At 41.4% G+C, this 23,685-nt stretch carries 19 protein-coding genes, 1 tRNA gene and 1 pseudogene; 8 read left to right on the top strand and 13 right to left on the bottom strand.

Translation table 11 applies throughout. From position 1 onward, the window contains the following. The first annotated feature begins 562 nt into the window (after positions 1-562). Positions 563-1,345, top strand: a complete 783-nt coding sequence (locus HWQ36_RS31410; RefSeq protein ID WP_292710112.1) for an ATP-grasp domain-containing protein — start codon at positions 563-565, stop codon at positions 1,343-1,345. Between the two features lie 30 nt (positions 1,346-1,375). Here HWQ36_RS31410 and HWQ36_RS31405 read toward each other — a convergent pair whose 3' ends face one another. Beyond that, positions 1,376-3,358, bottom strand: a complete 1,983-nt coding sequence (locus HWQ36_RS31405) for an amylo-alpha-1,6-glucosidase (RefSeq protein WP_292710110.1) — start codon at positions 3,356-3,358, stop codon at positions 1,376-1,378. A gap of 844 nt (positions 3,359-4,202) precedes the next feature. Here HWQ36_RS31405 and HWQ36_RS31400 point away from each other — a divergent pair. Together HWQ36_RS31400 and HWQ36_RS31395 are read left to right on the top strand one after the other, a co-directional pair. After that, positions 4,203-5,480: a GAF domain-containing sensor histidine kinase gene (locus tag HWQ36_RS31400; protein WP_292710108.1), complete on the top strand. Its 1,278-nt coding sequence runs from the start codon at positions 4,203-4,205 to the stop codon at positions 5,478-5,480. 151 nt (positions 5,481-5,631) lie between these two features. Next, positions 5,632-5,778: pseudogene (locus HWQ36_RS31395) on the top strand (IS4 family transposase); the annotation flags it as partial. 121 nt (positions 5,779-5,899) lie between these two features. On the opposite strand, the gene ureG reads toward HWQ36_RS31395, so the two are convergent. The 3 genes from ureG to ureE form a co-directional block, all read right to left on the bottom strand. Beyond that, the gene (ureG, locus tag HWQ36_RS31390) at positions 5,900-6,496 is read right to left on the bottom strand and encodes an urease accessory protein UreG (RefSeq protein WP_292710107.1); all 597 of its coding nucleotides are present in this window, start codon (positions 6,494-6,496) and stop codon (positions 5,900-5,902) included. 260 nt (positions 6,497-6,756) lie between these two features. Beyond that, positions 6,757-7,449: an urease accessory protein UreF gene (locus HWQ36_RS31385; protein ID WP_292710105.1), complete on the bottom strand. Its 693-nt coding sequence runs from the start codon at positions 7,447-7,449 to the stop codon at positions 6,757-6,759. After that, positions 7,424-7,870: an urease accessory protein UreE gene (gene ureE / locus HWQ36_RS31380; RefSeq protein ID WP_292710103.1), complete on the bottom strand. Its 447-nt coding sequence runs from the start codon at positions 7,868-7,870 to the stop codon at positions 7,424-7,426. Before ureE ends, HWQ36_RS31385 begins: the two co-directional genes overlap by 26 nt. 289 nt (positions 7,871-8,159) lie before the next feature. Here ureE and HWQ36_RS31375 point away from each other — a divergent pair, with 289 nt between their 5' ends. Then, on the top strand, positions 8,160-8,729 hold the full coding sequence (locus HWQ36_RS31375; protein WP_292710101.1) for a Uma2 family endonuclease: 570 nt from the start codon (positions 8,160-8,162) through the stop codon (positions 8,727-8,729). Positions 8,730-8,987: 258 nt separating this feature from the next. Here HWQ36_RS31375 and HWQ36_RS31370 read toward each other — a convergent pair whose 3' ends face one another. After that, entirely contained in the window at positions 8,988-9,365 is a 378-nt protein-coding gene (locus HWQ36_RS31370) for a DUF1304 domain-containing protein (protein WP_292710099.1), read from the bottom strand. Positions 9,366-9,611: 246 nt separating this feature from the next. On the opposite strand from HWQ36_RS31370, the gene HWQ36_RS31365 reads away from it, so the two are divergent. Continuing rightward, positions 9,612-9,827, top strand: a complete 216-nt coding sequence (locus HWQ36_RS31365) for a hypothetical protein (RefSeq protein ID WP_292710097.1) — start codon at positions 9,612-9,614, stop codon at positions 9,825-9,827. A gap of 39 nt (positions 9,828-9,866) precedes the next feature. After that, positions 9,867-9,992 carry a hypothetical protein gene (locus tag HWQ36_RS31360; RefSeq protein WP_292710095.1) on the top strand — a complete coding sequence of 42 codons (126 nt, stop codon included), beginning with the start codon at positions 9,867-9,869 and terminating at the stop codon, positions 9,990-9,992. On the opposite strand, the gene HWQ36_RS31355 is transcribed toward HWQ36_RS31360, so the two are convergent. The 5 genes from HWQ36_RS31355 to HWQ36_RS31335 all read right to left on the bottom strand — a co-directional run bounded on the left by HWQ36_RS31355 (position 9,985) and on the right by HWQ36_RS31335 (position 18,073). Continuing rightward, positions 9,985-11,748 carry an ATP-binding protein gene (locus tag HWQ36_RS31355; protein WP_292710168.1) on the bottom strand — a complete coding sequence of 588 codons (1,764 nt, stop codon included), beginning with the start codon at positions 11,746-11,748 and terminating at the stop codon, positions 9,985-9,987. The two genes, HWQ36_RS31360 and HWQ36_RS31355, sit on opposite strands and share 8 nt — an antisense overlap. A 184-nt stretch (positions 11,749-11,932) precedes the next feature. Next, the gene (locus HWQ36_RS31350; RefSeq protein WP_292710166.1) at positions 11,933-14,599 is read right to left on the bottom strand and encodes a PAS domain S-box protein; all 2,667 of its coding nucleotides are present in this window, start codon (positions 14,597-14,599) and stop codon (positions 11,933-11,935) included. A gap of 809 nt (positions 14,600-15,408) precedes the next feature. Beyond that, positions 15,409-16,815, bottom strand: coding sequence for a 1-acyl-sn-glycerol-3-phosphate acyltransferase (locus HWQ36_RS31345; protein ID WP_292710093.1), 1,407 nt, complete (start codon positions 16,813-16,815; stop codon positions 15,409-15,411). A gap of 131 nt (positions 16,816-16,946) precedes the next feature. Beyond that, on the bottom strand, positions 16,947-17,393 hold the full coding sequence (locus HWQ36_RS31340) for a DUF2127 domain-containing protein (protein ID WP_292710091.1): 447 nt from the start codon (positions 17,391-17,393) through the stop codon (positions 16,947-16,949). 607 nt (positions 17,394-18,000) lie between these two features. Beyond that, positions 18,001-18,073: transfer RNA gene (locus HWQ36_RS31335), tRNA-Ala, on the bottom strand. 71 nt (positions 18,074-18,144) lie between these two features. Here HWQ36_RS31335 and HWQ36_RS31330 point away from each other — a divergent pair. Continuing rightward, the gene (locus HWQ36_RS31330) at positions 18,145-19,047 is read left to right on the top strand and encodes a rhodanese-related sulfurtransferase (protein ID WP_292710089.1); all 903 of its coding nucleotides are present in this window, start codon (positions 18,145-18,147) and stop codon (positions 19,045-19,047) included. 20 nt (positions 19,048-19,067) lie between these two features. Here the strand turns inward: HWQ36_RS31330 and HWQ36_RS31325 are convergent, their stop codons facing one another. Both HWQ36_RS31325 and fldA read right to left on the bottom strand, forming a co-directional pair. Continuing rightward, positions 19,068-19,820 carry an alpha/beta fold hydrolase gene (locus HWQ36_RS31325; protein ID WP_292710087.1) on the bottom strand — a complete coding sequence of 251 codons (753 nt, stop codon included), beginning with the start codon at positions 19,818-19,820 and terminating at the stop codon, positions 19,068-19,070. Between the two features lie 61 nt (positions 19,821-19,881). Beyond that, positions 19,882-20,394 (bottom strand): flavodoxin FldA, encoded by a 513-nt coding sequence (fldA, locus tag HWQ36_RS31320; RefSeq protein WP_292710085.1) that lies wholly within the window; start codon positions 20,392-20,394, stop codon positions 19,882-19,884. Positions 20,395-20,806: 412 nt separating this feature from the next. Here fldA and HWQ36_RS31315 point away from each other — a divergent pair, with 412 nt between their 5' ends. Continuing rightward, on the top strand, positions 20,807-21,052 hold the full coding sequence (locus tag HWQ36_RS31315) for a hypothetical protein (protein ID WP_292710083.1): 246 nt from the start codon (positions 20,807-20,809) through the stop codon (positions 21,050-21,052). 94 nt (positions 21,053-21,146) lie between these two features. Here the strand turns inward: HWQ36_RS31315 and HWQ36_RS31310 are convergent, their stop codons facing one another. Further along, positions 21,147-23,675, bottom strand: coding sequence for a mannose-1-phosphate guanyltransferase (locus HWQ36_RS31310; protein WP_292710081.1), 2,529 nt, complete (start codon positions 23,673-23,675; stop codon positions 21,147-21,149). Between the last annotated feature and the right edge of the window lie 10 nt (positions 23,676-23,685).

Here is a 23,685-nt window from a genome sequence, read left to right as displayed (position 1 = left end):
ATGCTAAATGTAAAGTTACTATTAACCGCTAAATTTTGATTTATAGCTGATTTTAACTTACCTGTGTTGCTACAGTTAAAAGTGCAGCCGTTCCAGAAAGATTGCGAAAGATTTTTATTTGATCGCTCTCTCAACTCTGCAAATCCTTCTCTAATAATAGATTAAATTATTTTCCTAGTAATTAAATTAATTTCAGATGAGAATTACCTTAAAATTTTCTACTTTTGTATGTTTTTCTTTGTATTCTTTTTTTAAAATACAATGGCTGAAAGTAGCTCTTGCTGTTTAATAGACATAGTAGGAAAAAACTTTTGATATCAGTGGATCTACAGAGATTTTTCGGGAGCATCCACTTTTGGAAGAAACACTGGGCGATTGGAAATCGCGGCTACACAAACGAAGTCCGCCTACGCGGACTCTCTGAAACCCGCGCAGGCGGGTTTAGTTTGTATAGCCCCAGACTTCTAGTCTGAGGGCGATCTGCCAAAACGGGATGCTCCCGATTTTTCCCTTAATAACAAGTTAGCTTTACATTAGTTAGCTTTACATCAGTTGAAGTATTGTGAGATTTCTTTTTCCTAGTGACTACTTTAATCCCAAGAAAGCGGATGCAGCATATCTGGAACAAGTTGCTTGTATGCAAGATGCAGGATTTGCAACTTCTGTTGTTTCTTTAGAGTTGCTGGCATCTGGTTCATCAAAGATTATTCCAGTCCCCTATCCAGATTCAAAAGTGGTCTATCGCGGTTGGATAATCTCACCCTCTGATTATGAGTTATTAGTTGGGGTCGTGGGCAGCACAGGGGCAAGTCTCTTGACTTCTAAAGCTGAGTATTTAGCCACACACTATCTCCCTAACTGGTATCCTCTGATTGCCGATTTAACTCCAGAGACTAAATTCTATTCTGTTGATGATAATTTAGAGAATGAGTTGAACATACTTGCTTGGAACGGATTTTTTATCAAAGATTACGTTAAATCTCTCAAAACCTCAGTTGGTTCCATAATTAATAAACCCTCGGAAATAGGAACAGTGGTGTCTGAAATGCAGAAGTTTCGGGGCAATATTGAGGGAGGTATTTGTGTGCGGCGGATTGAAGATTTTGTGCCCGAAACCGAGAAGCGTTACTTTGTTATATCTGGTAAAGCTTTTGCTGCTTTACCAGATGAAGAAGTTCCAGAGATTGTTGAAGAGTGTGCAAAGCGGATTGGAAGCCAATTCTTTTCTGTGGATGTAATAGAGCGTAGAGACGGTACTAAGCGGATCGTAGAAATTGGTGATGGGCAGGTATCAGATATTGTAGGATGGACGGCTGAACGTTTTGCTCAACTTTGGGTGGGGTGATAGGTAAGCAGTCGATAGTTATTCCCCGCATCAACTCTCTGTTGCAAACCAAGCACGTAAAACCTCTGCCACTGTCCACGCTTGGGCAATACATCCCCGTGGAGTCATCGGGGCATCACCATCAAAAATTTCGCTGAGACTGCCAAGACCGTGTGCTGTGAGATGATTAGCCATTGGTTCTAAAAATTGACGAGCCTGCTCAGGGTTTTTATAGACGCGCAAGTGTGCCAAAACGAATGGCCCCAACAACCAACCCCAAACTGTCCCTTGGTGATAAGCTCCATCGCGTTGATACTGATTGCCACCGTATTTACCCTGGTATTGAGGATGGTTTGGGGCAAGCGATCGCAACCCATGAGATGTCAGCAGCATCCGCCCGCAAGCTTCTACCACACTCCTTTGCTGGGCAGGTGTTAGCGGGCTTTCTGGTAGCGAAACAGCAAATATTTGGTTAGGTCGCAATGCCGGATCATCACCATCAGGACTGTCTAGAACGTCATAGCAATAACCTGTCTCGTCATTCCAGAAGCGAGAAAATCTATACTTAGCCCGGTCTGCCATTGCCTCATATTCTTGGTGTGGTTTACCAAGATGACGGGCAAACTTTGCCATTGTCCGTAAAGCATTATACCAGAGGGCATTAACTTCAATCGGTTTGCCAATTCGGGGCGTAACTACCCAATCGTCAACTTTGGCATCCATCCAAGTCAGTTGTACACCTGCAACGCCTGCAAAAAGTAAGCCATCGGCCGGATCGAGATGGATGTTGTAGCGTGTACCGCGACAGTGCCAATTGATGATGTCTGCAAGGACTGGAAAGAGTTCAGCCAGCAAATTATCATCATCCGTAGCGCTGTAGTAGGCGCGGACTGCTTCAAAATACCAGAGAGTAGCATCGACAGTATTATATTCTGGTTGATCGCCCGCATCAGGAAAGCGATTTGGCAACATTCCTTGGTCTACGTATCTGGCAAAAGTGCGAAGAATTGAGCGTGCTACCTCTGGGCGACCAGTGGAAATTGTCAAACCAGGTAGACTAATCATGGTGTCGCGTCCCCAGTCGCTAAACCAGTGATAACCAGCAATGATGGTTTTGCCGTTGGGGTCTTCTGGCACTGGACGGTCAACAATAAGCTGGTCAGCAGCTAATATTAGTTGCTTAATCCAGATAGGTGATTCCTTAGTATTGAGGGGTCGGTTACTATTCCAAAATCCTGTTAGCTTCTGCTCTTGAGCGCGACGTAACTTAAGTGCAGCTTCGGCATTGAGATTTGCTGGCTTTTCTGTGCTGGCTACAAATACCATCGCTTCCCCAGGATTCAGTGTAACTTCAAAAGTCGCAGCGTGGAGATGGTCTTCTCTATCTCTCAATCCCCGATAGCGTTCAACAGCTAAGTCAAACCCATAATACCAATCGTGAGCAACAGATGCACTACCGCTATCGCTCAGTAGATACACTGGTACAGCACCTGAATAAGCAGTTACACAAATCCCCTGTTCGACTTCCTGAATAGACATCTGCCAGCCATTGCTTTGGGTGTCGCTGTGATAATCGCGGTAGTTGACCATTGCTTTGAGCATCAACTTCAGAGGTTGTGTGGCACGACGCAGAGTATATTGGACATAAGTTGTGTTAACACCTTGTTGCATCCACACCCGTTTTTCTAACAAGGCATCGGCAATAGCAAAACGCCATAAGGGAATTGTCCCTTCCAGAGAAAAACGTTCAATATTTTGATAACCGTGAGGGCTGACAGTCCCATCTACCCAACGATTGGTGTCTAGAGAATAAGAGCGATTGTCATACAGGACAGTTTCATCTAGTTTTGCCAGCAGTAAGGTACGAGCTAAAGGTGGTTTCAATGCTGCTACCAGTAGTCCGTGATAGCGGCGCGTCAATAAACCAGCCACAGTTCCAGAAGCGTAACCACCAATACCGTTAGTAACTAACCATTCCCGTGACTCTGCCGTATCAAGATTGCCGCAGATTTCCCGCCCAAATTCTATACACATAAGTCAACACTTTTCCTTGGGATCAATATTTGGATTATCGATTATGAATCCTCTAGTGTGCTGAGAATGGTATTAAGATTTCTAAAATCTTAACTGCGATCGTGATTAAATAAAATCTCTCACCTTAAATAATATTAAATACAAGTATCTTTGGTAAGACATTTCTGCAAGTAGAAGCTAAAATGCCTCTAAATTTCCAGTCTATAAGTACTTAGAGGTTGTTTGAAAAGTCTATGGTTGTACCAAGATCCCCCCTAGCCTTAAAAAGGGGTGAATAGCCTTCTCAAAGTCCTCCTTTTTAAGGAGGATTTAGGAGGATCTAAACTTTTTGATACATCAGCAACAACTTTTCAAACATCCTCTTAGATATAGGACTCCTATTTGATTTTTGAACAATTTAAGTACCAACCGAAAAGGCTTATTCTCTACTTCCCACTACTTCGGCTTACCTCGACTTCGCTCGGCACAAGTCGCTCAGTACAAGTCCCTATTCCCTACTCCCACTCTACACAAGTCAGTTCAATAATCAAAGCGGATTACTATATAAATAAACCGAACCATATCATCGTAAATGCAACAGACTGAAGCCAAGCGATATCTCCGATAGATTACACTACATAATACTCTGAGATTGTTTGACTTTAGTCACGATGACACCACTTATTTTTCAATATATAATTGTTGTATAAATTTACATTGATTCAACTAAAAAATAATCAGTTTGTTGCACGTAAATAGCATAATGTCTCTAGTAGAATCTTTCTCTCAAAATAGTACAGCTTAGTCAAAATAACTATCTAGTCAATTTTTGAAATTACTTTTATAACCCATGCAATAAGTATCCATGAGCAAAACTAGTGATGACGAAATATTGTTGCACAACCAAACTTGGCAGCGTGAACGACAAATCATAATCCGTTTGTCTTCTTTAAACTATCGAACTGGCGAACTGGGTAGCTATTTGCACAATATTGCCTGTGGAGTCAGCGAACTTATTGGAGTTGATTGGACAGTTGTTACCTTTTGCCAAGAGGGATTTGAAACTGTTCTAGCCAGTAGTCTCGAAATGGGCGAGGGCGAACATGTTTATTCACTACATGGTTTACTAACTGGTACTGTTATCCAAACGGGTCATTCATTAGCCGTGCAAGATGCTCAAAAACACCCAGAGTATGGACAGGCTCCAGAAGGTTATTGTGCATATTTAGGAATACCATTGCGGACTGCTGAAAATAAGGTGATTGGTACTATCTGTTCTTTTAATCACCAACCACGTGATTTTACAAAAGAAGATATCCAAATTGTGGAATTGTTTGCTGAACGAGCAGCAACAGCAATTGATAACTATCATCTTTATCAACAACAGTGCAAATTTAATCAGATTTTGGAAGCTGAGATAAAAAAACGTACCGCAGAATTACAAGCAACCCAAGCCAAGCTTTTAGAACAGGAACGATTAGCGGCTATTGGCGAATTTGCTGCCATGATTGTGCATGAAATTCGTAATCCCTTGACAACAATGATTATGGGATTAAAGTATTTCCGAAAAACCATTTTAACTGAATCTGCTCAAGAGCGATTAGCATTGGCATTGAGCGAAGCTAGTCGTTTAGAGCGTCTGCTAAGTGAAATTTTGCTCTACGCCAAGCCCCAAGTATTGCAGCTTTGTGAATTAGATGTGAATGAACTAATTCATGAGTTGCTGGTATACATTCATGAAATGCCAGAAGCTCTGAAACGACGAATTGAATTTGTTCCAGTATTGCCTACAGTAAAAATTTTGGGAGATAAGGACAAACTTAAACAAGTATTTATTAATATTATTCGTAATGCTTGTGAGGCAGTTACACCAGGAGATATTATTAAGTGGAAAGTAGATTGTTGCCATATAAATAAAGTCTGTATTAATGTCCACAATGGCGGCGAACCAATTCCATCAGAATTTATAAGCAAGCTTTCTCAGCCATTCTTCTCCACAAAACCTTCTGGCACTGGGCTAGGACTTGCTATTACCAAACGCATTGTCAATGCTCATAATGGGGAACTGTCAATCTGTTCTGACCTCTTAAGCGGTACTACCGTGAGTGTTCAATTACCTGTAGCTCCTTTTCAGAGTTTTTGATTGATATCAAGTACTTCTTCTGCTACGGTAATCTTATTTAGGATTGCGATATACAGCATTGCAATCATGTTTGTGTATTAGGAGACCGAGAATTTTGTTCAGTCAAGCTAGCAAACTGGCTCTGTGAGCAGAAAATATATTTTTGTTTACGTCTAAAGTATCGGGTGAACGGTTAATATCTATAATTTTATTGATATCAATTGCTTATACTTCTGCCACAATACAAGGGCAATAAATTAAACGTAAAGGTGTACAGAAATACGTGGGTCGTATTAAAGAATATGGACGTACCGAAAGAAATGAATCAATTTAAACCTTGTTATGCTTCTGGATAATTTCACTTAGTTACTACTTGCTCACTTCGGAAAGTGACAGAAGAGTGATATGCAGATTTAGTTGTCTTGATTCTGAATTCTTTTTCAACAAATATTTATACAAACAAAGTTAATTACATCTGCAAGCCCAGACTGAGTTTTTAAATTAGTAAAAATAAAAGGTTTATCACCGCGCATTTTTTTAGCATCTCGTTCCATCACACTTAAATCTGCACCAACATAAGGTGCTAAATCAGTTTTGTTAATCACCAACAAATCAGACTTAGTAATGCCTGGGCCGCCTTTGCGGGGAATTTTATCGCCTGCTGCAACATCAATGACGTAAATTGTTAAATCTACTAATTCAGGACTAAAGGTAGCAGCTAAGTTATCGCCACCACTTTCCAAAAACACCAAATCTAAATCGATAAAACGTTCCTCTAACTGTTCAATTGCCGCCAAATTCATCGAAGCATCTTCGCGGATGGCAGTATGAGGACAACCACCAGTTTCTACACCCAAAATGCGATCGCTAGCCAACGCCTGAGAACGCACTAAAAACTGAGCATCCTCCTGAGTATAAATATCATTCGTCACCACCGCAATCTGATACTGCTCACGCAATCCCTTGCACAAAGCATCCACCAAAGCCGTCTTCCCCGAACCCACCGGGCCAGCAACCCCTACTCTAAATGCATTCATAAGTCATACCATTTTGGATTTTAGATTGTAGATTGGGGAGCATCCCAATGCAAGCTTAAATCTTTTCCCTCACCCCCAGCCCCTCTCCCATCTTTGGGAGAGGGGAGACATAACCTAGTTCCCCTTCTCCCAAAGATGGGAGAAGGGGTTAGGGGATGAGGGCTATCAAGGTTTTTGCACATTTGGGATGCTCCCGTAGATTGTAGATTTTAGATTGTTCAATCCAAAATCCAAAATCTAAAATCTAAAATTCTTCTGCCCTAACTTCTAAACAACCTTGTATACTGTGTTTCATGCTGCATACTCGCTAGCGACAAACCCCAACTACAACAGGCGAGTTCATCATCCTGCAAGGCTAGAATTTCTAACGCCGCAGTGCTAAATAATGGTTGCAAATCTAGCAATAACTGCTGTCCTGCGGTTTGTCCAAGGGGGATAAGTTTCACGCCAGCAGTAATCAAATTACTTGCCCAACTATGCAGATATCCGAGTAATGCTGCTTTGATGCTAATTTGCCAATGGGCAACGGCAATACCAAAAGCGATCGCGTAATTGCAAGGATTACCCACAATATTGGCAATCGGTATAATCTGCGGTTCTAGTTTACCAAGTAATTGGATCAGCGATCGCCCCATCTGCCAACTAGAGGCGCGTAATTCTTCTGTTTCCCTTGCAGCAGATAACCACAGATTCCAACGGCAGAGGGACTCTACATCACCTATTCTTGCAGCTTGCTGCGATCGTACCATCACCGCCGCCTCTAACCGAATTGCCCCATATAGCAACTCTGCTTTTAACCAATCTTTGAGATTTGTCTGGTTAGCGATCGTACCATTTTCTACCAGCATTTCTAAGCCTTCAGAATAACTATATGCTCCCACAGGTAAAGCGGAGCTAGCTAACTGCAAAATACTCAAAAGATGGCTATCAGTGAGCATGATGCTGTTGTCCATAAGCTCCTAATTCTGGCTGAAACGGTAAAATTTCTTCTTTAACTTCTAACCCCAATTGTTCCAACATTGCACGTAAAACTGAATCTGAGGACAATCGTAAATAAGTTGGAGTAATTTCTACAGGGACATGGCGATTTCCCAAATGATATGCTGCGCGTAATAATAAAAGTGGTGTTTGGGCAAAGGCAGTCAGCACTAGTTCTGGTTTGGCAGTAATTCTGATTAAACTATTATGGGTTTCTTCTAGTAGGATATCGCCATCGTGTAAAACAGTTCCTCTGGGTAAATGTAAAAACACAACTTTACCATCTTCTGTTTCAAAGCGATGACGGCTGCGGGTACGTTCTTCTGCTGTCAGCGCCAGAGTAAAAGTGACTGCTACATCGCAATTAGGTGGTTTAAGTTGGGTAAATGTCAGCATACAGAATTTCGCCTAAACTTCCGCTTTTAATTATTATGGTTCTAATTTAACTAATTACAAATTATTTTAATTCCCTGATGTAACAATCTTGAATTACGAATTACGTAAAGCCTGCGGCATAGCTTCTCTTCGAGACGCTACGCGAACGCTTAACGCGGAGCGTGCCGGAGGCTCTATTACGAATTACGAATTACGAATTACGAATTACGAATTATTTTAAACCCTATATTTGTCTTGCTCAAAGAAAAGATAAAATTAAACAAAGGCAACTAGCCAAAAGGGGACAATCATGAACCAAGCCATTGAGGGAGTACGCTGGACAATTCACGATTTAGAGGTTCTACCCGAAAATGAGTGGACGCGCTATGAAATTATTAATGGAGAACTTTTTGTGACTCGCACTCCTCACCGCCGTCATCAACAAGTTTGTGTAAAAATTGCTCGACAACTCGATGCTTGGTCAGATTCGAGTGGTTTAGGGGAAACAATTGTGGCTCCAGGAGTGATTTTTTCGCAAGCAGATAGCGTTATACCTGATGTCGTTTGGGTAAGTCGAGAACGACTGGCACAAATTGAAGATAAAGCGGGACATTTAACAGGCGCACCAGAGTTAGTAGTAGAGGTTTTATCGCCTGGTAAACAAAACGAACTTCGAGACAAGGAAGCAAAATTGAAACTTTATTCAGTGCAAGGTGTGCATGAGTATTGGATTGTCGATCGCTTTACAAAACAAGTTGAAGTTTATCGGCGAGAAAAAGCACAGTTGGTTTTAGTTGCTACTTTGTTAGGCGATGATGAAATTACATCGCCACTTTTACCGGGATTTGGTTGTTCTATCGGTTTATTTTTTCCTGAATGACTAGGTTGTATAGGTTTAGATTCGATATCATTTTCTTCTGGTATTTCTTGCATTATGAAAATTAACCTATTAATTTTGGTAATACGTGCGCTTTAACTTCAAGTAAAACCAAGTATAAGTTATAAACTAACTCACACTTTTTCTATTTATTAACATACAGGAATGTAGGATTGGCTCTGCACACCAAAACCTCGACATGGTAGGTAAAGCCAACTTTACGTGTATTTTAAGACTCAAATAGGAGTCCCATAATATCTTTTAAAAATGAGGATACCACAGCAAGAATAAAGCCAATATTGCAGGTATTGATTGGATTAAAAATGCTGTTGGGCGTTTCAAAGTAATGCTACCAAAAATACCTGCGATCGCCACACAAATTAAAAAGAAAACTACAATCGATGAAGGCTCAATTTGTGGAAATTGTAAGATAAATAATCCCCAGATTAAGCCAGCAGCAATAAATCCGTTGTATAAACCTTGATTGTGAGCAAGAATTGTAGAAATTTGCTCTGGAGTGAAATCTCTAACTATTTTTTCTTGAACAAATTTTGTATTCCAGAAAAACATCTGTACAACTAGAAAAGCAATATGTATTAATGCAATAATGCTTATTAGTATATTGATCGCTGTTTCCATTAGTAGTATCCTTCTAAAATTTAATCTTCAACTCACCATACTATAAAATGTTACTTAGTTAGCTGGAAGTTATAATTATTTATTTTCAACTTTGTCGATTGTTGCTAATAACTTGAGAAAACAGATAAGTTCCAATATCAACTTATCGAGAAAGAATTTACCCCATATTATCCCGATACAATATGGGGTAAAAATAATTAGAGAATTACGAGAATTTTTGCAATAATCCCAGTAACATTTTTTACTATGGTTAAAATATCTACAGTCTTGTTAACAGAGTCAATTGATTTTTTAAAGTCATTTATTCCTTCACGAAGGTCATCCTCAAAACACTTGAGTCGAGCCGCAACTTTTTCTAAAACTATGCTTTCTAGTTTTATACGCAACATAGATAATTCTGTGCGATCGCTCTCTCTATCAGGACTCTCAGCAATAGATGGTCAGCAAATACTGATGGGTTAACGCAACAACCCGTAATTATGGAACATCAAAATCTGGGATTTGCAAACTGGTAAATATGAGCAAACTTGGAGAGCGCCTCGTCCTTATGAAGGTATGAAGCTGGAAGAAATTCAAGGGTTAACAGAAGCTCAATTAGCAACTTTGCAGGCATTAGGTGCTAGCTAATAGGTAATGTAAACCAGAAAGTTGCCCCTGCATCTAATGCACTGTTCATGCCAATTTCGCCGCCATGAGCATTGATGATTTGCTTACATAAATATAAGCCCAATCCCAAACTTACAGAATTGCGGATACTTGCACCGCGAAAGTAAAGGTCAAAAAGCCGATCGCTTTGTTGTTGACTAATGCCCACGCCGTTATCACTAACAGTACAATAAATCATCTCACCTTCACGGATAGCGTTAATTGTCAATAGCAATCCAGGGGGATTGTGTTTGAGAGCATTGACAATTAAGTTAGAAAAAACTCGCCATAGTTGAGTGGGATCTGCATTCACTAATGGCAAATCTGCGGATACCAGATTGGTCAGCTTGGCTTGATTTTGCTCTAGCAATGGTTCCAAATCGACGATCGCAGCTTCCACAATTGTCAGTAATTTTACAGGCTGACGTTGCAAAACGACACCTTGCATTTCGCTGATATGAGCTTCCATCAACGAATTAATTAAGTTTAGTTGGCGATCGCTACTTTGAATCATCCGCTCTAAAATTGAGCGGGAAATCGAAATATTTTCCTCTGGACGGGCAAGCAAGTTTCTCAGCACCATTACAGTACCCAGCACTGGGTTACGTAAGTCGTGGGAAACTGCATGGAAAAATACTCGTAGTTCTTCTTCAGTTTGTTTGCGCTGGGTAATGTCTTCAATCAAACCTTCGTAATAAAGCAGTTTTCCCTTTTCGTCACGCACTGCGTAGGCTTTTTCTGAAATCCAGACAATACTCCCATCTTGGCGATAAATTTGGGATTCAAACTCGGAAATGCTGCCATACTTTTCCATCAGCCGCACAAATTCGGCGCGGCGATTCGGATCAACATACAATTGTTGAATATCAGTGGAATTTGCTGTCACCTCCTCCGCTAATGAGTAGCCATAAATACTTGCTAAAGCAGGGTTTGCCGTAATGTAACGTCCATCGGGACTGCTTTGAAAAATTCCTTCAACGGCGTTTTCAAAAATACTGCGATATTTAGTTTCTGCAACCTTGAGTTTTTGGTAGGCAAATTCCAGTTCTTGACGGGCGTAAAACTCAGAACGTTGCAGGCGATCGTATAGATAAACACCAATGTCACATATAGCACAAAACCAAAAAATATATAAAAGAAATGTCACACTATATATTTCTGGGTGTTCAGGGACTGGTGTCTTTAGCCCAAGTAACGTATTTACACCAAAATAGTAAACTAGCACACCCACTTGAGACAGCAAGTGAACAATCCAGCAGACTGGCATTAATATAGCTTGGCTCAAGAACAGCAGTGACCAACCGATGGGATCGGGTAGTGCAAAACCTCTCAGGGTGGCAAACATCTGTGATGCTAGACTAATTGCCCAAGAAGACCCCAAAAATAATAAATCTGGACGATTACGACCTAATTTAGTTTTATGTAATGCAAAGCAGATTAGTATACTCAGGAGCATTGCAATATTGATTACAAGGCGTTGAGTTCTAAGTATTTCTGGCAGACTTTCCAACTCTTTTAAAGCGAAAAAAAAGCCGTAAATGTCTCGCAAAGTAAAAGACAACAAACAAATCAGCGCCAGCCATAACCATAAACGCAATCTCTGCCACAAAAAACGGTTACGCCAAGCTCTGTAAAGAGTAGTGGTTTCATCTGTTGTTGGTGCAGAAAAGGTTTTTCTCCACCAGCTTTGCACTGTTGTAAATGGAGTAGCTATTAGCATCCAAGCAACTTTGCCCATACCGTCGAGGGTGTTTCCTTTACTCAATAGACTTCTTGCAAAAGTAGGGAAAAGGGGAAGGGGGAAAGGGTAAAGGTTTTGTATTTCACTCTTACCCTTTAACCTTTTCCCACAAGAGTGCAAAAAGCACTTTTGCAAGAGGTTTTATATTGCTATAAATAACACCCTCTCATTTTTTGGTGATTTATGGGCGATTTATTGCGAATGAAGTGAAGAGAGGTAATGTAAACCAGAAAGTTAACCCGCGCTTGCGGTTACTAATAACACCGATTTTGCCGCCATGTGCCTTAATAACTTTCCGACAAAGATACATTTTTAAGCCAATGCTGGTGGAACAACAATCTTGGGGATCGCGGACATGGAGATCGAAAAGGCGATCGCACTCTAGTTTACTCATTACTACACCATCATCTTGAATCTGAGTGCGAATCATTCCCTCCTCAATGCTGGCACTAAGAATAAAATTTAATCCTGGTGGATTATTTAGCAAGCTATGTGTGATTAAAGTTACCACAACTTTTTCCAACAGAGTTCCATCTGCCATTACTAACGGTAAATCTGCGGGAACCAAGTTCTTCAGAGTCGCTTGATTTTGTGTCAACATCGGTTCCAAGTGGGTGACTGTTCCTCCCAGCAGGGTGCTAAGTTGCACAGGTTCATGTTTGATGTCAATACCCTGTTGTTCGCAAGAATTAATTTCTAGCAATGAGTTAATCATCGCTAGTTGGCGATCGTTCCCTTGAATCATCCGCTCGATTATTGAGCGAGATACTGGAATTGGGGATTGGGCATGGGAAAGAGGCAGAGGGGCAGAGGGGATTGGGGGCAGAGGGGAAAGACTTGCTCTAATTTCCCCCCTGCTCCTTTGCTCCCCTGCTCCCCTGCTCCCCTGCTCCCTGCTCCCTGCTCCCCACTCCCCACTCCCCACTCCCTGATTTAACAAATTCTTTAACACCATTAAGTTACCCATCACCGAAGTTCGTAAATCGTGGGCAACTGTATGCAAAACAACATCTTTTACCCGATCCAATTTTTCAACTTCTTGGATTTTCTGCTGCAATTGGGCTGTACGTTCTTCTACTTGTTGTTCTAAATTAGTGTTAAGTTCTGCGAGTTTTTGGTATATTTGGCTTTGCTGAATGGCGATCGCAACTTGTTCTGACATCTGTTGTAACAAATCAATTTCTATTGGCTGCCAATGACGCGAACCTGAGCATTGATTGGCAATTAACGCACCAAATAATTCATTGCCTACCATCAGTGGCACTGCCAAGCTAGCCTTCGTTTGGAATTTTTGATAGTGTGCTTTAACTTTGGGAGACACTGCTATTTGTGTAATGTCTTCAACGACACGCACCAGATTATCTTTTAGTAAGTTTCTCAATTCTTGTAAATAAGCTTCATCATTAGTAGACCAACCTAAGACTGATGGATACTTGGGATCTACTGATTCGGCAAGGGTTCTGACTCCTAACTTGGCATTATTTAAAGCAATGAAAACTCTATCTGCTTGCAGAAATTGCCTAACTTCCGTTACGGTGGTTTGCAGAATTTCTTCTAGGTTAAGGGAAGACCGAATTCGCACTAGGGTTTCTGCCAACAAGCGATCGCGTTGTGCTGATAGACGGAATTGCGCTTCTACTTGCTTGCGTTCTGTAATGTCATGATGGACTGCTAGGATCGAAGGGATATTATCTAAATCAATGATTTCGGCTGAAAGCAGCGTTGTAATTATCTTGCCAGACTTTTGCCGAAATTCAAATTCCAAATTGCGAACAACTCCTGTGCTTTGCAACTCCTGTAACAAATTTAGGCGATCGCGATCGTGTACCCAAAGATTTAATTCAAAAGAAGTTTTACCAATCGCCTCATCTCGCTCATAACCTGAGAGTTTGACAAAACTGTCGTTAACTTCGATGAAGCGTCCTTCTTGGAGCGTACTAATGGTAATGGAATCGGGACTGCAACTAAAAGCTTTCGCAAATTTTTGAGCAAGATTTTGTAAACTGACTTCTGCTTGTTTGCGTTCTGTGATGTCTCGGACAATTGCTAGTACCTCATCTTCACCACTCACTACCAACCGCGCTTCATAATCTCTGACTCCCAAAGGCGTTGGTAGTTGATATTCGCAAGTTTGCAAAGTTCCAGAATCTAAAGTTTTAGCGATCGCTTCCAGGCTAATGGCTGCAACATCACTAGGCAATAACTCTTGGACACGTTTTCCAACTATTTCTTCTCTCGAAAGAGTGACATTTGCTCCCTCACTTTTCAAATCTAGATACTCGGCATCACGACTAATGCGAAACATCAAATCGGGAATAGCATCCAAAATTGCTTTATACCGAGCCTCACTCTCTTGCAATTTTTCTTCGGCTTGTTTTCGGTCTGTAATATCCATGACCAAGCCATTCCAAAGAAAATCGCCTGCTTCTTGTAATTCGGGTTGCGAAGTACCTTGAATCCACTTCAGTTTGCCACTAGGCGTAATAATGCGACCTTCCCAATGCCAAGGTTTAAAAGTAGTACTACAAAGAGTAATAGATTCTGTAAAAGCTTTTATATCCTGTGGATGAATCTGTTTGTATAGCACCTGAAAGTCTGCCTGTACAGCTTCTGGTTTTAATTCATACAAATATTCACAACCAGAACTAACATAAGGGATAAACACAGAGCCATCCTGCCGTTGCAGAATTTGGAAAATCATCCCCGGTAAATTGGCAGCAATTGTTTCCAATAGAGTGATATTCTCTGGTTGGAAATCTTGTTTCTGCGGTGATTTTACAATTTCATCCACTCTTTGAACCTTTGATATATCAGCAATTGACATAATATTCAAGGCAATCATAGCCATTATGAGACTTTTTTGGCTGTTGGCGTTATCACTAACAGTAGAAAAAGCTCCTCTACTTTCAGAGTAGTTCTGGATGCAGCGATCGCATTCACCCAATCGGGTGAAGAGTTGTCTAAGAACCAATCAGTTCACAATAGGTTTAGGGACTGACAAGAAATAAATTATCCATCTTGTGGGGTGAGCAACATGAGCGCCTTAAATCTGGGACGGGCAAAATGCCCATCCCACAAGATAATTTGGGATGTTTTTTATTTGGAAATCCCTTAAGACCTCGATTAAATCTCTTAATTCCGTTGCTTATGTTCAAGAGGAATTTCAATCCTCTTCTGAACACGAACTAATCATCAATCAAGTTGCATCATGTTTCTTTACGTAAGAGTATCTTTCTATTAAGACTTACGCAAAACTTTAGCTAAAATCCTAACTATCAGGTAGGGGCAATTCATGAATTGCCCCCAATACGGTTAGGTTAAGATCCCCCCGCCTGCGGCGACCCCCTTAAAAAGGGGGTAAAAGAGGGTTAAAAGCCCCCCTTTTTAAGGCTACCGTGTATACACAAGTCAGCAGACCTCTCCCCAAACCCCTCTCCGACGCGGAGAGGGGCTTTGAATCTTACTCCCCTTCCCTCGCAGGGAAGGGGCTGGGGGTTAGGTCTGGGAGCGCTTTGAGCAAAATAAGTCACTTATGTATACACGGTAGCTTTTTAAGGGGGGTTGGGGGGATATTAACCGAACCGTATTGGAATTGCCCCTACTGCGCGGGTCTATTTCCTATTAAAAAATGATTATTGAAATCTGCTGTATTTACACCTAGTTAATCATCTTCTCTAAAGCAATTTGCAAATCTTTTGTCAAATCGCTTACACCTTGTCTAGCTGCATAGCGATCGCCCTGAGAATTGCGAAAGCGTTCAGTAACCGAAATTGGCTCTCCCACAGTGATGTGTGCTTGTCGCAAACCTAAGCGAGGTCGCCCTGGAAGGGTTGTATTTTGAATTCGAGAAAGCATATCGAATACAAGTAAGGCTGTTTCTGCAAACCGTTCTGCTGTCGGTTTTTCTTGAATATAAGTAGCTGTGACTGCAACAAAACTTTCCACTATCCGCATGTGCCGCATCCGCAAGTCTGCTTCCTCGGCAACCCAGTCTGCCAAACCGCGTTTAAAGGGTGGTAAAGCATTGATATCTGGCAAATCTTCGCGGTAAATGTAATTCCAGCCAGCCTCTTCCAAGCGGCGACAACGGTCAATAAAATTACCCTGTGCCTGAACTCCAAAATATTGCTCGGTAACTTGTAAAGCCTTATCCAGCAAGCGATGAAGTCGGTCAATTAATATCTGATTTGGACTAGCAGATTCATCAGTTGAGATGGTTTTTGGGATGTCTTGATGATAGAAGCGGCGATAAAATTCTTCCATCTCAGTAACGAGATATTCAGCCAACCTATAGAGGCGTTGATAGTAAATCTCTTCACAAGTGCCCCGATCAATTTCCTTAACTGCCAAGCCGCTATCAGCTTCTAACTTACTTAAGAGCCAATCCAGTTTAGACCAAGGTGGCTCAACGTAGCGATACTGGATAGCGATCGGCACAATAATCACAGTTTCAGTGCGATTGGCTTTTTGTAAATCTTCTACACACCAGAACCCCATTTGAGCAACGCCTGGTTCCAGTGGGCTAACAATACCACTATGACCATTAGTACCGCCTTCTGGTGCTACTGCGATCGGTAGTTCGCCATTAGTAAACAACTCCCGTGCAGTTTGAATCGCTTGCCGATCTAGTCGCCTACCGCGATGAACCGGCACACCTCCCACCCGTGAAAATAACCAACCTAGCCAATTTCCAGCCCAAACCGTCATCCCCCGGTCATAGAGAAAATAACTGTGAACAAGGGATTGCAGTCCAATACCTTCCTGACGGGCAACCCGTGGCACAATGCGGGAAAGCAAATACAGCATACACAGAGGATCTTCCACCTCTGGGTGACGGAATGCTAACAAAAAGCGAATTTTCCCAGCTTGGAATTGTTGATAAAGTTCAGCTAATACCTCAACATTCTGGGCTTCAATACCGACAATCCCTGCCGTTAGCCAAGGGCGAGTGCGAAACCGTAGTGCGATCGGTAGTAACCACCGAACAATCTGGAGTACCAACGGGTTAAACCGTTGAGTAATAAATTTCAGTGGTGGTTGAGTAGACTGAATCGATCTAGGCAAGTCGCTCTCCAGATTGTATTTTTAGCGATTGTACAACGTACTGAGTGGAAAGATTCATAAGTACTACTTTTTACTCAAGACTTAGCACTAAGAAACTCTTAAAAGATAGATCCTAAGTATCGAATAAAAAATTACTTTGCATGTTTAGGAAAAGTTCGGAATAGATATGAAAATACCGCTAGATTCAATAAGAAGATAAATATTTTTATAAGAGATATTCCCCGAATTAATTCATAAACTTCTGGTGGAATACTGATACCGACAAGTCCCAATACTAAGACATGGGCCCAACTCTTCTCGTACCATAAACCAATAGCTTCAATAGTAGTAACAATAGCATAAATTCCTGCTCCAATACCGCTAAATGCCAAAGTTCTAGGATTTAAGTTGATAACTTTATTTAAAATCCAATCAATAATTATCGATTTACCTTCTAAAACATAATTTTCTGAGAAAACCTCTAGAGTTTGATAATTTTTTAATGTCAATAATAAAGCGATGGAAGTAACCATAAGCAGCGAGGCAGCAAATGATTTGTAGACAACAATTGCCACTAACCCCAATGGACGCTTTTTCAAACAACCCCCTAAAAGTATATATAAGTCAAACTTTGATTAACTGGCTCTGGATGACACCAACTAAGACGCTTATTGTAGCAACACTTTATCGTCCCATCTTTCCACTTTTTGTAACCAGTAAATTAAGTGTTAATACTACCGATTGAATTGTGGAATGTGGGTTATAACTCCACAACAGAAATATTGTTGCGGGATACTTAGTTAAGGCTGCTGTCACTGCTAACAAATTCAACCGCAAATTTTGAACCTCAAAATTACCTAAGTTCTGTCAGGTAACAGTTGACTTCATTATTTAGAGATTGCTCTAACTAAGTACGGCTTTAGGGACTTCCAAATAAAAAAACATCCCAAACTTTCTTGTGGGACGGGTGAGGACACCAATCCCATATTCAGGGCGGGCAGGATGCCCACCCCACAAGATGGATAATTTGTTTCTTGAAAGTCCCTTAAAAATAAGGCAATTGGATGCAATACTAACTTACCTATCTTTTAACTTTTTGCCTAACAATTACCAAAACCTCATTCCGCACTAGATAAAGAGATTTTGATTGAGGTGTGTTTTATTTTGGTATTCCTAGCGATCGCACTTGAGATAAATTATATCTAATGGAGGTTAGCGGACTCGAACCGCTGACATCCTGCTTGCAAAGCAGGCGCTCTACCAACTGAGCTAAACCCCCATAAAATTAAAATAGCAGGCAACTTCGCTTGCCGTTGCTATTGTAACTTATATTATTCTGTTACTAAAGGGATGAAACCAGAAAACACTCGAATTATTGCAGCCCTGTATAAATTTGTCAAGCTGCCAGATTTTGCCGAGAAACGAGATCCTCTGCTGTCTTACTGCCAAGCGCAAGGTGTCAAGGGAACAATTTTGTTGGCACAAGAAGGCATTAACGGTACAATTGCGGGTTCGCGTCAGGCGATTGATTCTGTTCTCTGGTTTCTGCGGACTGACCCCCGTTTAGCAGACTTAGAATACAAAGAGTCCCATACCGAAAATCCGCCTTTTGAGCGGATGAAGGTACGGTTGAAGTCAGAAATTGTCACTTTGGGGTTGCCTGAAATTGACCCAACTGAGAAAGTTGGCACTTATGTCAGTCCCCAAGAATGGAATGATTTGATTGGCGATCCAGAAGTAACTGTGATTGACACCCGCAATGATTATGAGGTGAATATCGGTACTTTTCAAGGGGCAGAAAATCCCCAAACTGGCTCATTCCGAGAATTTCCCGATTATGTGCTACACAACCTCGACCCAACTAAGCACAAAAAGGTTGCCCTGTTTTGTACAGGTGGCATTCGCTGTGAAAAGGCTTCATCTTTCATGCTTGCCCAAGGTTTTGCAGAAGTTTATCATCTCAAAGGCGGCATTCTCAAGTATTTGGAAGAAGTTCCAGCACAAGAAAGTTTATGGCAAGGTGAATGTTTTGTCTTTGACGAGCGGGTAGCTGTCAGTCATGGGTTGGAGGAAGGAAGTTATGAGTTGTGCTTCTGTTGTGGGTATCCGATTTCTGAAGAAGATAAGATGTCTCCAAAATATGAGCAGGGTATCTCCTGTGCCTATTGTTTTGATAGCCTCACCGAAGAGAAAAGAGCGCGTCAACAGGAAAAATGGCGGCACTACCAAACTCAAGTCGGTATAAGACTTTGAAAACACTTACTAGTCTTAACTTAATTTGTAGAAGTGCTAAAAGATAGTGCAGATGCTTCTAGCAAATGCGAATGGTGGCGTTTCCAAAAACTCAAAATCTCTTCGCCAACCTGTTGAGGATAGAAGTAGTGAAAAAAATGATACCCTTGTGGGCATTCCCAGAGTTTATCTTCTGGCTTCAACCAATTCAACCAGTCATGCAATACAGTTGAATTGACTACCGGATCGCTCTTGCTACCACATACCATCATTGGCATAGAAACTCCACCCTTGGGTAAATAAACCAACTTAAACAAAGAGTGTTGTGAGGGAGATTGTTCTAAATCTTTATCTAAGGCAGCTACTAACTTCTTAGTGGTATGAGGTGGTTGATTTCCAAATAGACTGCGAACGTTGCTTGCTAAAACTAGCTCACGGCTGATGCTAAAAAGTTGTCGTTGAAAGTAATAGTGAGCTTGCCAATTGTTTGCAGGTTGGGCTGCTACAGCCAGCAGGGTGAGCGATCGCACTTTTTGGGGAAATCGACGAGCAAAGGTTAAGGCGATCGCACCACCCATCCCATGTCCCGCTAAATGCACGGGGCGATCGCGCCATTCTAAAAAATCATCCAGCAACTCCACTGCTTGATCTATGGAACTCGCTTCGTCTTTGGTTTGCTGGTATTCCCACTGGGCAATTCTCATATACCCAGATAAGTAATCAAGTAACGGTTTATCAAAACGCTTCAAAATAGGACTGGCATTTAACCACAGAACATCAAATGAATCAGACATAAATTACCTATAATTTCTAAATTATCAATAGTATTGGCCCACAAATGTGGGCCAATAATCTCTACAAACCAAATTCTGTTTTCAACTGAGCAACCCAAGTTTTAATTCGCTCGTCTGTGAGATCGGATTGACTACCTTCATCAAGTGCCAGTCCAACAAATTTGCCATTTTTCAAAGCTCTAGAATTCTCAAAGTCATAACCCTCAGTTGACCAGTAGCCAACAGTTTTACCGCCGCGCTGGGAAATTTTTTCTTCCAAAATTCCCATTGCATCCTGGAAGTTCTCGGCATAGCCATATTGATCTCCATCACCAAAATAGGCAACTAACTTACCGCTAAAATCTATTTCATCCAAATCGGAATAAAAGCTTTCCCAATCGCTCTGAAGTTGACCAATATCCCAAGTAGGAGAACCAATAATCAGCAATTCATACTCATCGAAAGTGGTAGTATCCGCCTCGTAAATGGGATGTAATGTTACAACATCACTACCAAACTCATCCCGAATTTTTTCAGCATCAGATTCAGTGTTGCCAGTTTGAGTACCATAGAACAGACCGATTTTTTTCGACATATTGCCACCTGATATATGGATTTGCGAACGCAATAATTTACGCAAGGATACTTATTTGCCTTGCTTGTTGAAATATATTATTAGCTTAATGAATATCTATCTCAATAAGCCTGAAGATATACTACCAGACTTATTGATAGCTTTTATCATTTAACTAAAGTTAAGTTTTATAAATGACTTCAGGGAATAAACCGGAGAAGCGGGCGGCGGTTCATTCCAACTCAATCAGGAGTGCGCTACAAACCAACTTCTTGTAAATGCCTTACGATATCCTCACACAATATTCCAGGTAATTACTGGTTTCAAAAGCTACATCGGGAAAAGAAGCTAGAGAGAGTAAATTTTGTGTGCATTTATGAAATTAATCCAAATACTAAAAGTAGCTGTAATTCCTGTTTTAACTGTGTTGAGCATGTTGTCTACATCAAATAAAGTACTAGCTGACTATTTAACCAGTCAGGGTTCAGGAGGTAATTATCGTTATGAATTATGGGCTACTGATGATAATAGTCATTACTATTTGAAAGTTTGGTCATCTCAAGCAAGTCAAAACAGTGAGGCATACTCTACAACTAGAGCATTCACCTCTACTAGGGAAGCTTTAATTTATTTTGATTGTAAATACGCTGGTAGAGATTTACCCGAATGTTCTCAATGATAATTTGTAAACCCTCTCAAGATAATTCGTAATTGCTAATTCGTAGTTCGTAATTAAAGAATTCAACTACGAATTACGAATTACGAATTACGAATTAAACTTCAGCTGGTTGATATTCTTGTTGTCTTTCTACAAAACTCTGAACACGGGTACGGTAATTTCTGACAGTCTCATCCACCCATTCGCGATCGTTGCTATTTGCATACAGATGCACCAGTGGTTCGCTAGCATCTGGTAAAACTAACAACCAACTATCATCATAAGGTTGACAAATTTTCACTCCATCAATGAGTTCTAAGTTTTGGGCTGGGTGAGTTTCCACCAAGTAACGCATCAAAGCACCCTTGGCTGTCCACGGACAACGGACTGTATAAGTTTTATGAATTACACGGGGCAATTCCGATCGCGCAGCAGCAAGCGATCGCTCCTGTATAGTCAACATCTCAATGATCTTCGCAATGCAGAACATAGAATCAAATCCTGGATGCAGTTGCGGGAAAATAAAACCAGTCTCTCCACTACCTCCCAATACCACATTTGGGTTTTTTTGACAAGCTTCCATTAAAGCTGTAGGGTTAGCTTTGGTGCGAATCACCCTGCCATCATGACGACGAGCCACTTGTTCAATCGCACTAGAAGCATGAACCGGCACTACTACTGTTCCTCTGGGGTTAGCCGTCAAAATCATGTCTACCATCAGTGCGGTTAAAGTTTCCCCACGAATTGGATAGCCTGATTCATCAACTAAAATCAGCTGTTCTCCATTAGCCGAGACTTGCACGCCAAAGTTAGCTTTCAATGCTTCCACTACATGACCTAATTGAGTCAGCAGTCCTTCGCGATCGGTGATTGACATCGCCGTTTTATTGACACTGGCATTCAGTACCACTGCATCAGCACCAAATTTATCCAACATTTGGGGTAAAACTGCCCCTGAGACTGCATAAACATAGTCAATCACCACTTTTGCCCGACTGTTACGCAGTGTGTGAACATGCAAAAGTTTCTCAAAAGCAGTGCAATAGCGCTCCATCACTTGGCTGGGGTAAGATACATCACCAATTTCATGAATTAGCGCTCGCCGCATATCCTCCTTAAAGTAAGCGCCTTCAATTTTCTTTTCCAAGGCTTTGGAAATATTAATGCCCTTAGCATCCATGAATTCAATCAGAATGTAGTCAGGGCGATCGGGGTGGACTCGCACATGGATACCACCAACTACCGACATTGTGGGTATAACCGTGCGGGCGATGGGGATAGCTGTAGCATCGAGGTTTTGAATATCAATACCTACTGACATTAAACCAGCAATGAGCGATCGCGTCACCATTCGAGAGACATTACGCTGGTCACGAGAAACCGTTACTTTAGAACTAGGTTTTAAAGTAGAACCGTAAGCGGCTCCCAATTTCACCGCGAATTCTGGAGTGATGTCGATATTCGCTAATCCTTGTACACCGCGTTGCCCAAATAGATTTCGTTGGGCGGTGTTGCCCCAAATCAAGTTAATGTTTAAAACTGCCCCTGACTCAATCTTTTTACTCGGCCAAACGCGCACACCTGGGCTAATTTGGGCTTCTTCTCCTACCGTGGAGAGCGAACCCACAACCGCAGCTTCTAATACATGGGCGCGGCGGTCTACACGAGCGCCACGGGAAATCACACAGGCAGAAAGATGTGCTTCATCGCCAATAAATGCCCCATTCCACACTATGGGACGTTTGAGATTGGCATCAGCGCCAATGGTAACATTATCGCCAATTACAGTTCCGGCTTCAATCTGCACTCTTGCACCGATGCGGCAATTGTCACCAATCACAGCCGGGGTTTCAATCACAGCCGTTTGGTCGATGTAAGTATTTTGACCTACCCATAACTCATGAGAAACTTCTTTGTAGGCGCAATCGAGATTTACCTTCCGATCTAATGCGTCATACTGAGCTTCCCGATAAGCATCTAAGTGACCGACATCACACCAGTAACCTTGAGCAATGTAACCATACATTGGCTCATCTTTTGCTAGTAGTAAGGGGAATAAGTCTTTGGAAAAGTCACATTCAACGTTTGCTGGCAGATATTCCAAAACTTCTGGTTCGAGAATGTAAGTACCAGTGTTGACGGTATCGGAAAAAATTTCACTACTAGAGGGTTTTTCTAAAAATCGGCTAATTCGTCCTTCCTGATCGGTAATCACCACTCCAAATTCAATTGGGTTGGGAACTCTGGTCAAAATCAAAGTAGCTTTTGACTTATTTTGTTTGTGAAATGCGATCGCAGCCGTGAGGTCAAAATCTGTTATGCTATCGCCGCTAATGACTAAAAAAGTTTCATCCAGAAGTTCGGCAATGTTTTTCACACAGCCTGCTGTACCCAAAGGCTGATCTTCTTCGACGGCATAAGTCATCTGAACGCCAAAATCGCTGCCATCTTGAAAATAGTCTCGCAAGACATCAGGTAAATAATGCAGTGTTGCAATAACTTCTGTAATTTGATGTCGTTTGAGAAGATTGATAATATGTTCGGCAATTGGTCGATTTAGGATTGGCACCATCGGTTTGGGCAGATCGCAAGTTAACGGGCGAAGCCGCGTTCCTGAACCCCCTGCCATCAGTACTGCACGCATAAATCCTCCT

Source organism: Nostoc sp. NMS2 (assembly GCF_017115105.1).
Lineage (GTDB): Bacteria > Cyanobacteriota > Cyanobacteriia > Cyanobacteriales > Nostocaceae > Nostoc.
The sequence above is the reverse complement of the archived record's forward strand: the minus strand, read 5'-3'. Positions and strand labels throughout refer to the sequence as shown.

Bases quoted from the DNA above. Each gene is read 5' to 3' on its own strand.
- HWQ36_RS31405 (WP_292710110.1), bottom strand. From the start codon at position 3,358: ATGTGTATAGAATTTGGGCGGGAAATCTGCGGCAATCTTGATACGGCA.
- HWQ36_RS31400 (WP_292710108.1), top strand. From the start codon at position 4,203: ATGAGCAAAACTAGTGATGACGAAATATTGTTGCACAACCAAACTTGG.
- ureG (WP_292710107.1), bottom strand. From the start codon at position 6,496: ATGAATGCATTTAGAGTAGGGGTTGCTGGCCCGGTGGGTTCGGGGAAG.
- HWQ36_RS31385 (WP_292710105.1), bottom strand. From the start codon at position 7,449: ATGGACAACAGCATCATGCTCACTGATAGCCATCTTTTGAGTATTTTG.
- ureE (WP_292710103.1), bottom strand. From the start codon at position 7,870: ATGCTGACATTTACCCAACTTAAACCACCTAATTGCGATGTAGCAGTC.
- HWQ36_RS31375 (WP_292710101.1), top strand. From the start codon at position 8,160: ATGAACCAAGCCATTGAGGGAGTACGCTGGACAATTCACGATTTAGAG.
- HWQ36_RS31370 (WP_292710099.1), bottom strand. From the start codon at position 9,365: ATGGAAACAGCGATCAATATACTAATAAGCATTATTGCATTAATACAT.
- HWQ36_RS31365 (WP_292710097.1), top strand. From the start codon at position 9,612: ATGGTTAAAATATCTACAGTCTTGTTAACAGAGTCAATTGATTTTTTA.
- HWQ36_RS31355 (WP_292710168.1), bottom strand. From the start codon at position 11,748: ATGGGCAAAGTTGCTTGGATGCTAATAGCTACTCCATTTACAACAGTG.
- HWQ36_RS31350 (WP_292710166.1), bottom strand. From the start codon at position 14,599: ATGGCTATGATTGCCTTGAATATTATGTCAATTGCTGATATATCAAAG.
- HWQ36_RS31330 (WP_292710089.1), top strand. From the start codon at position 18,145: ATGAAACCAGAAAACACTCGAATTATTGCAGCCCTGTATAAATTTGTC.
- HWQ36_RS31325 (WP_292710087.1), bottom strand. From the start codon at position 19,820: ATGTCTGATTCATTTGATGTTCTGTGGTTAAATGCCAGTCCTATTTTG.
- fldA (WP_292710085.1), bottom strand. From the start codon at position 20,394: ATGTCGAAAAAAATCGGTCTGTTCTATGGTACTCAAACTGGCAACACT.
- HWQ36_RS31315 (WP_292710083.1), top strand. From the start codon at position 20,807: ATGTTGTCTACATCAAATAAAGTACTAGCTGACTATTTAACCAGTCAG.
- HWQ36_RS31310 (WP_292710081.1), bottom strand. From the start codon at position 23,675: ATGCGTGCAGTACTGATGGCAGGGGGTTCAGGAACGCGGCTTCGCCCG.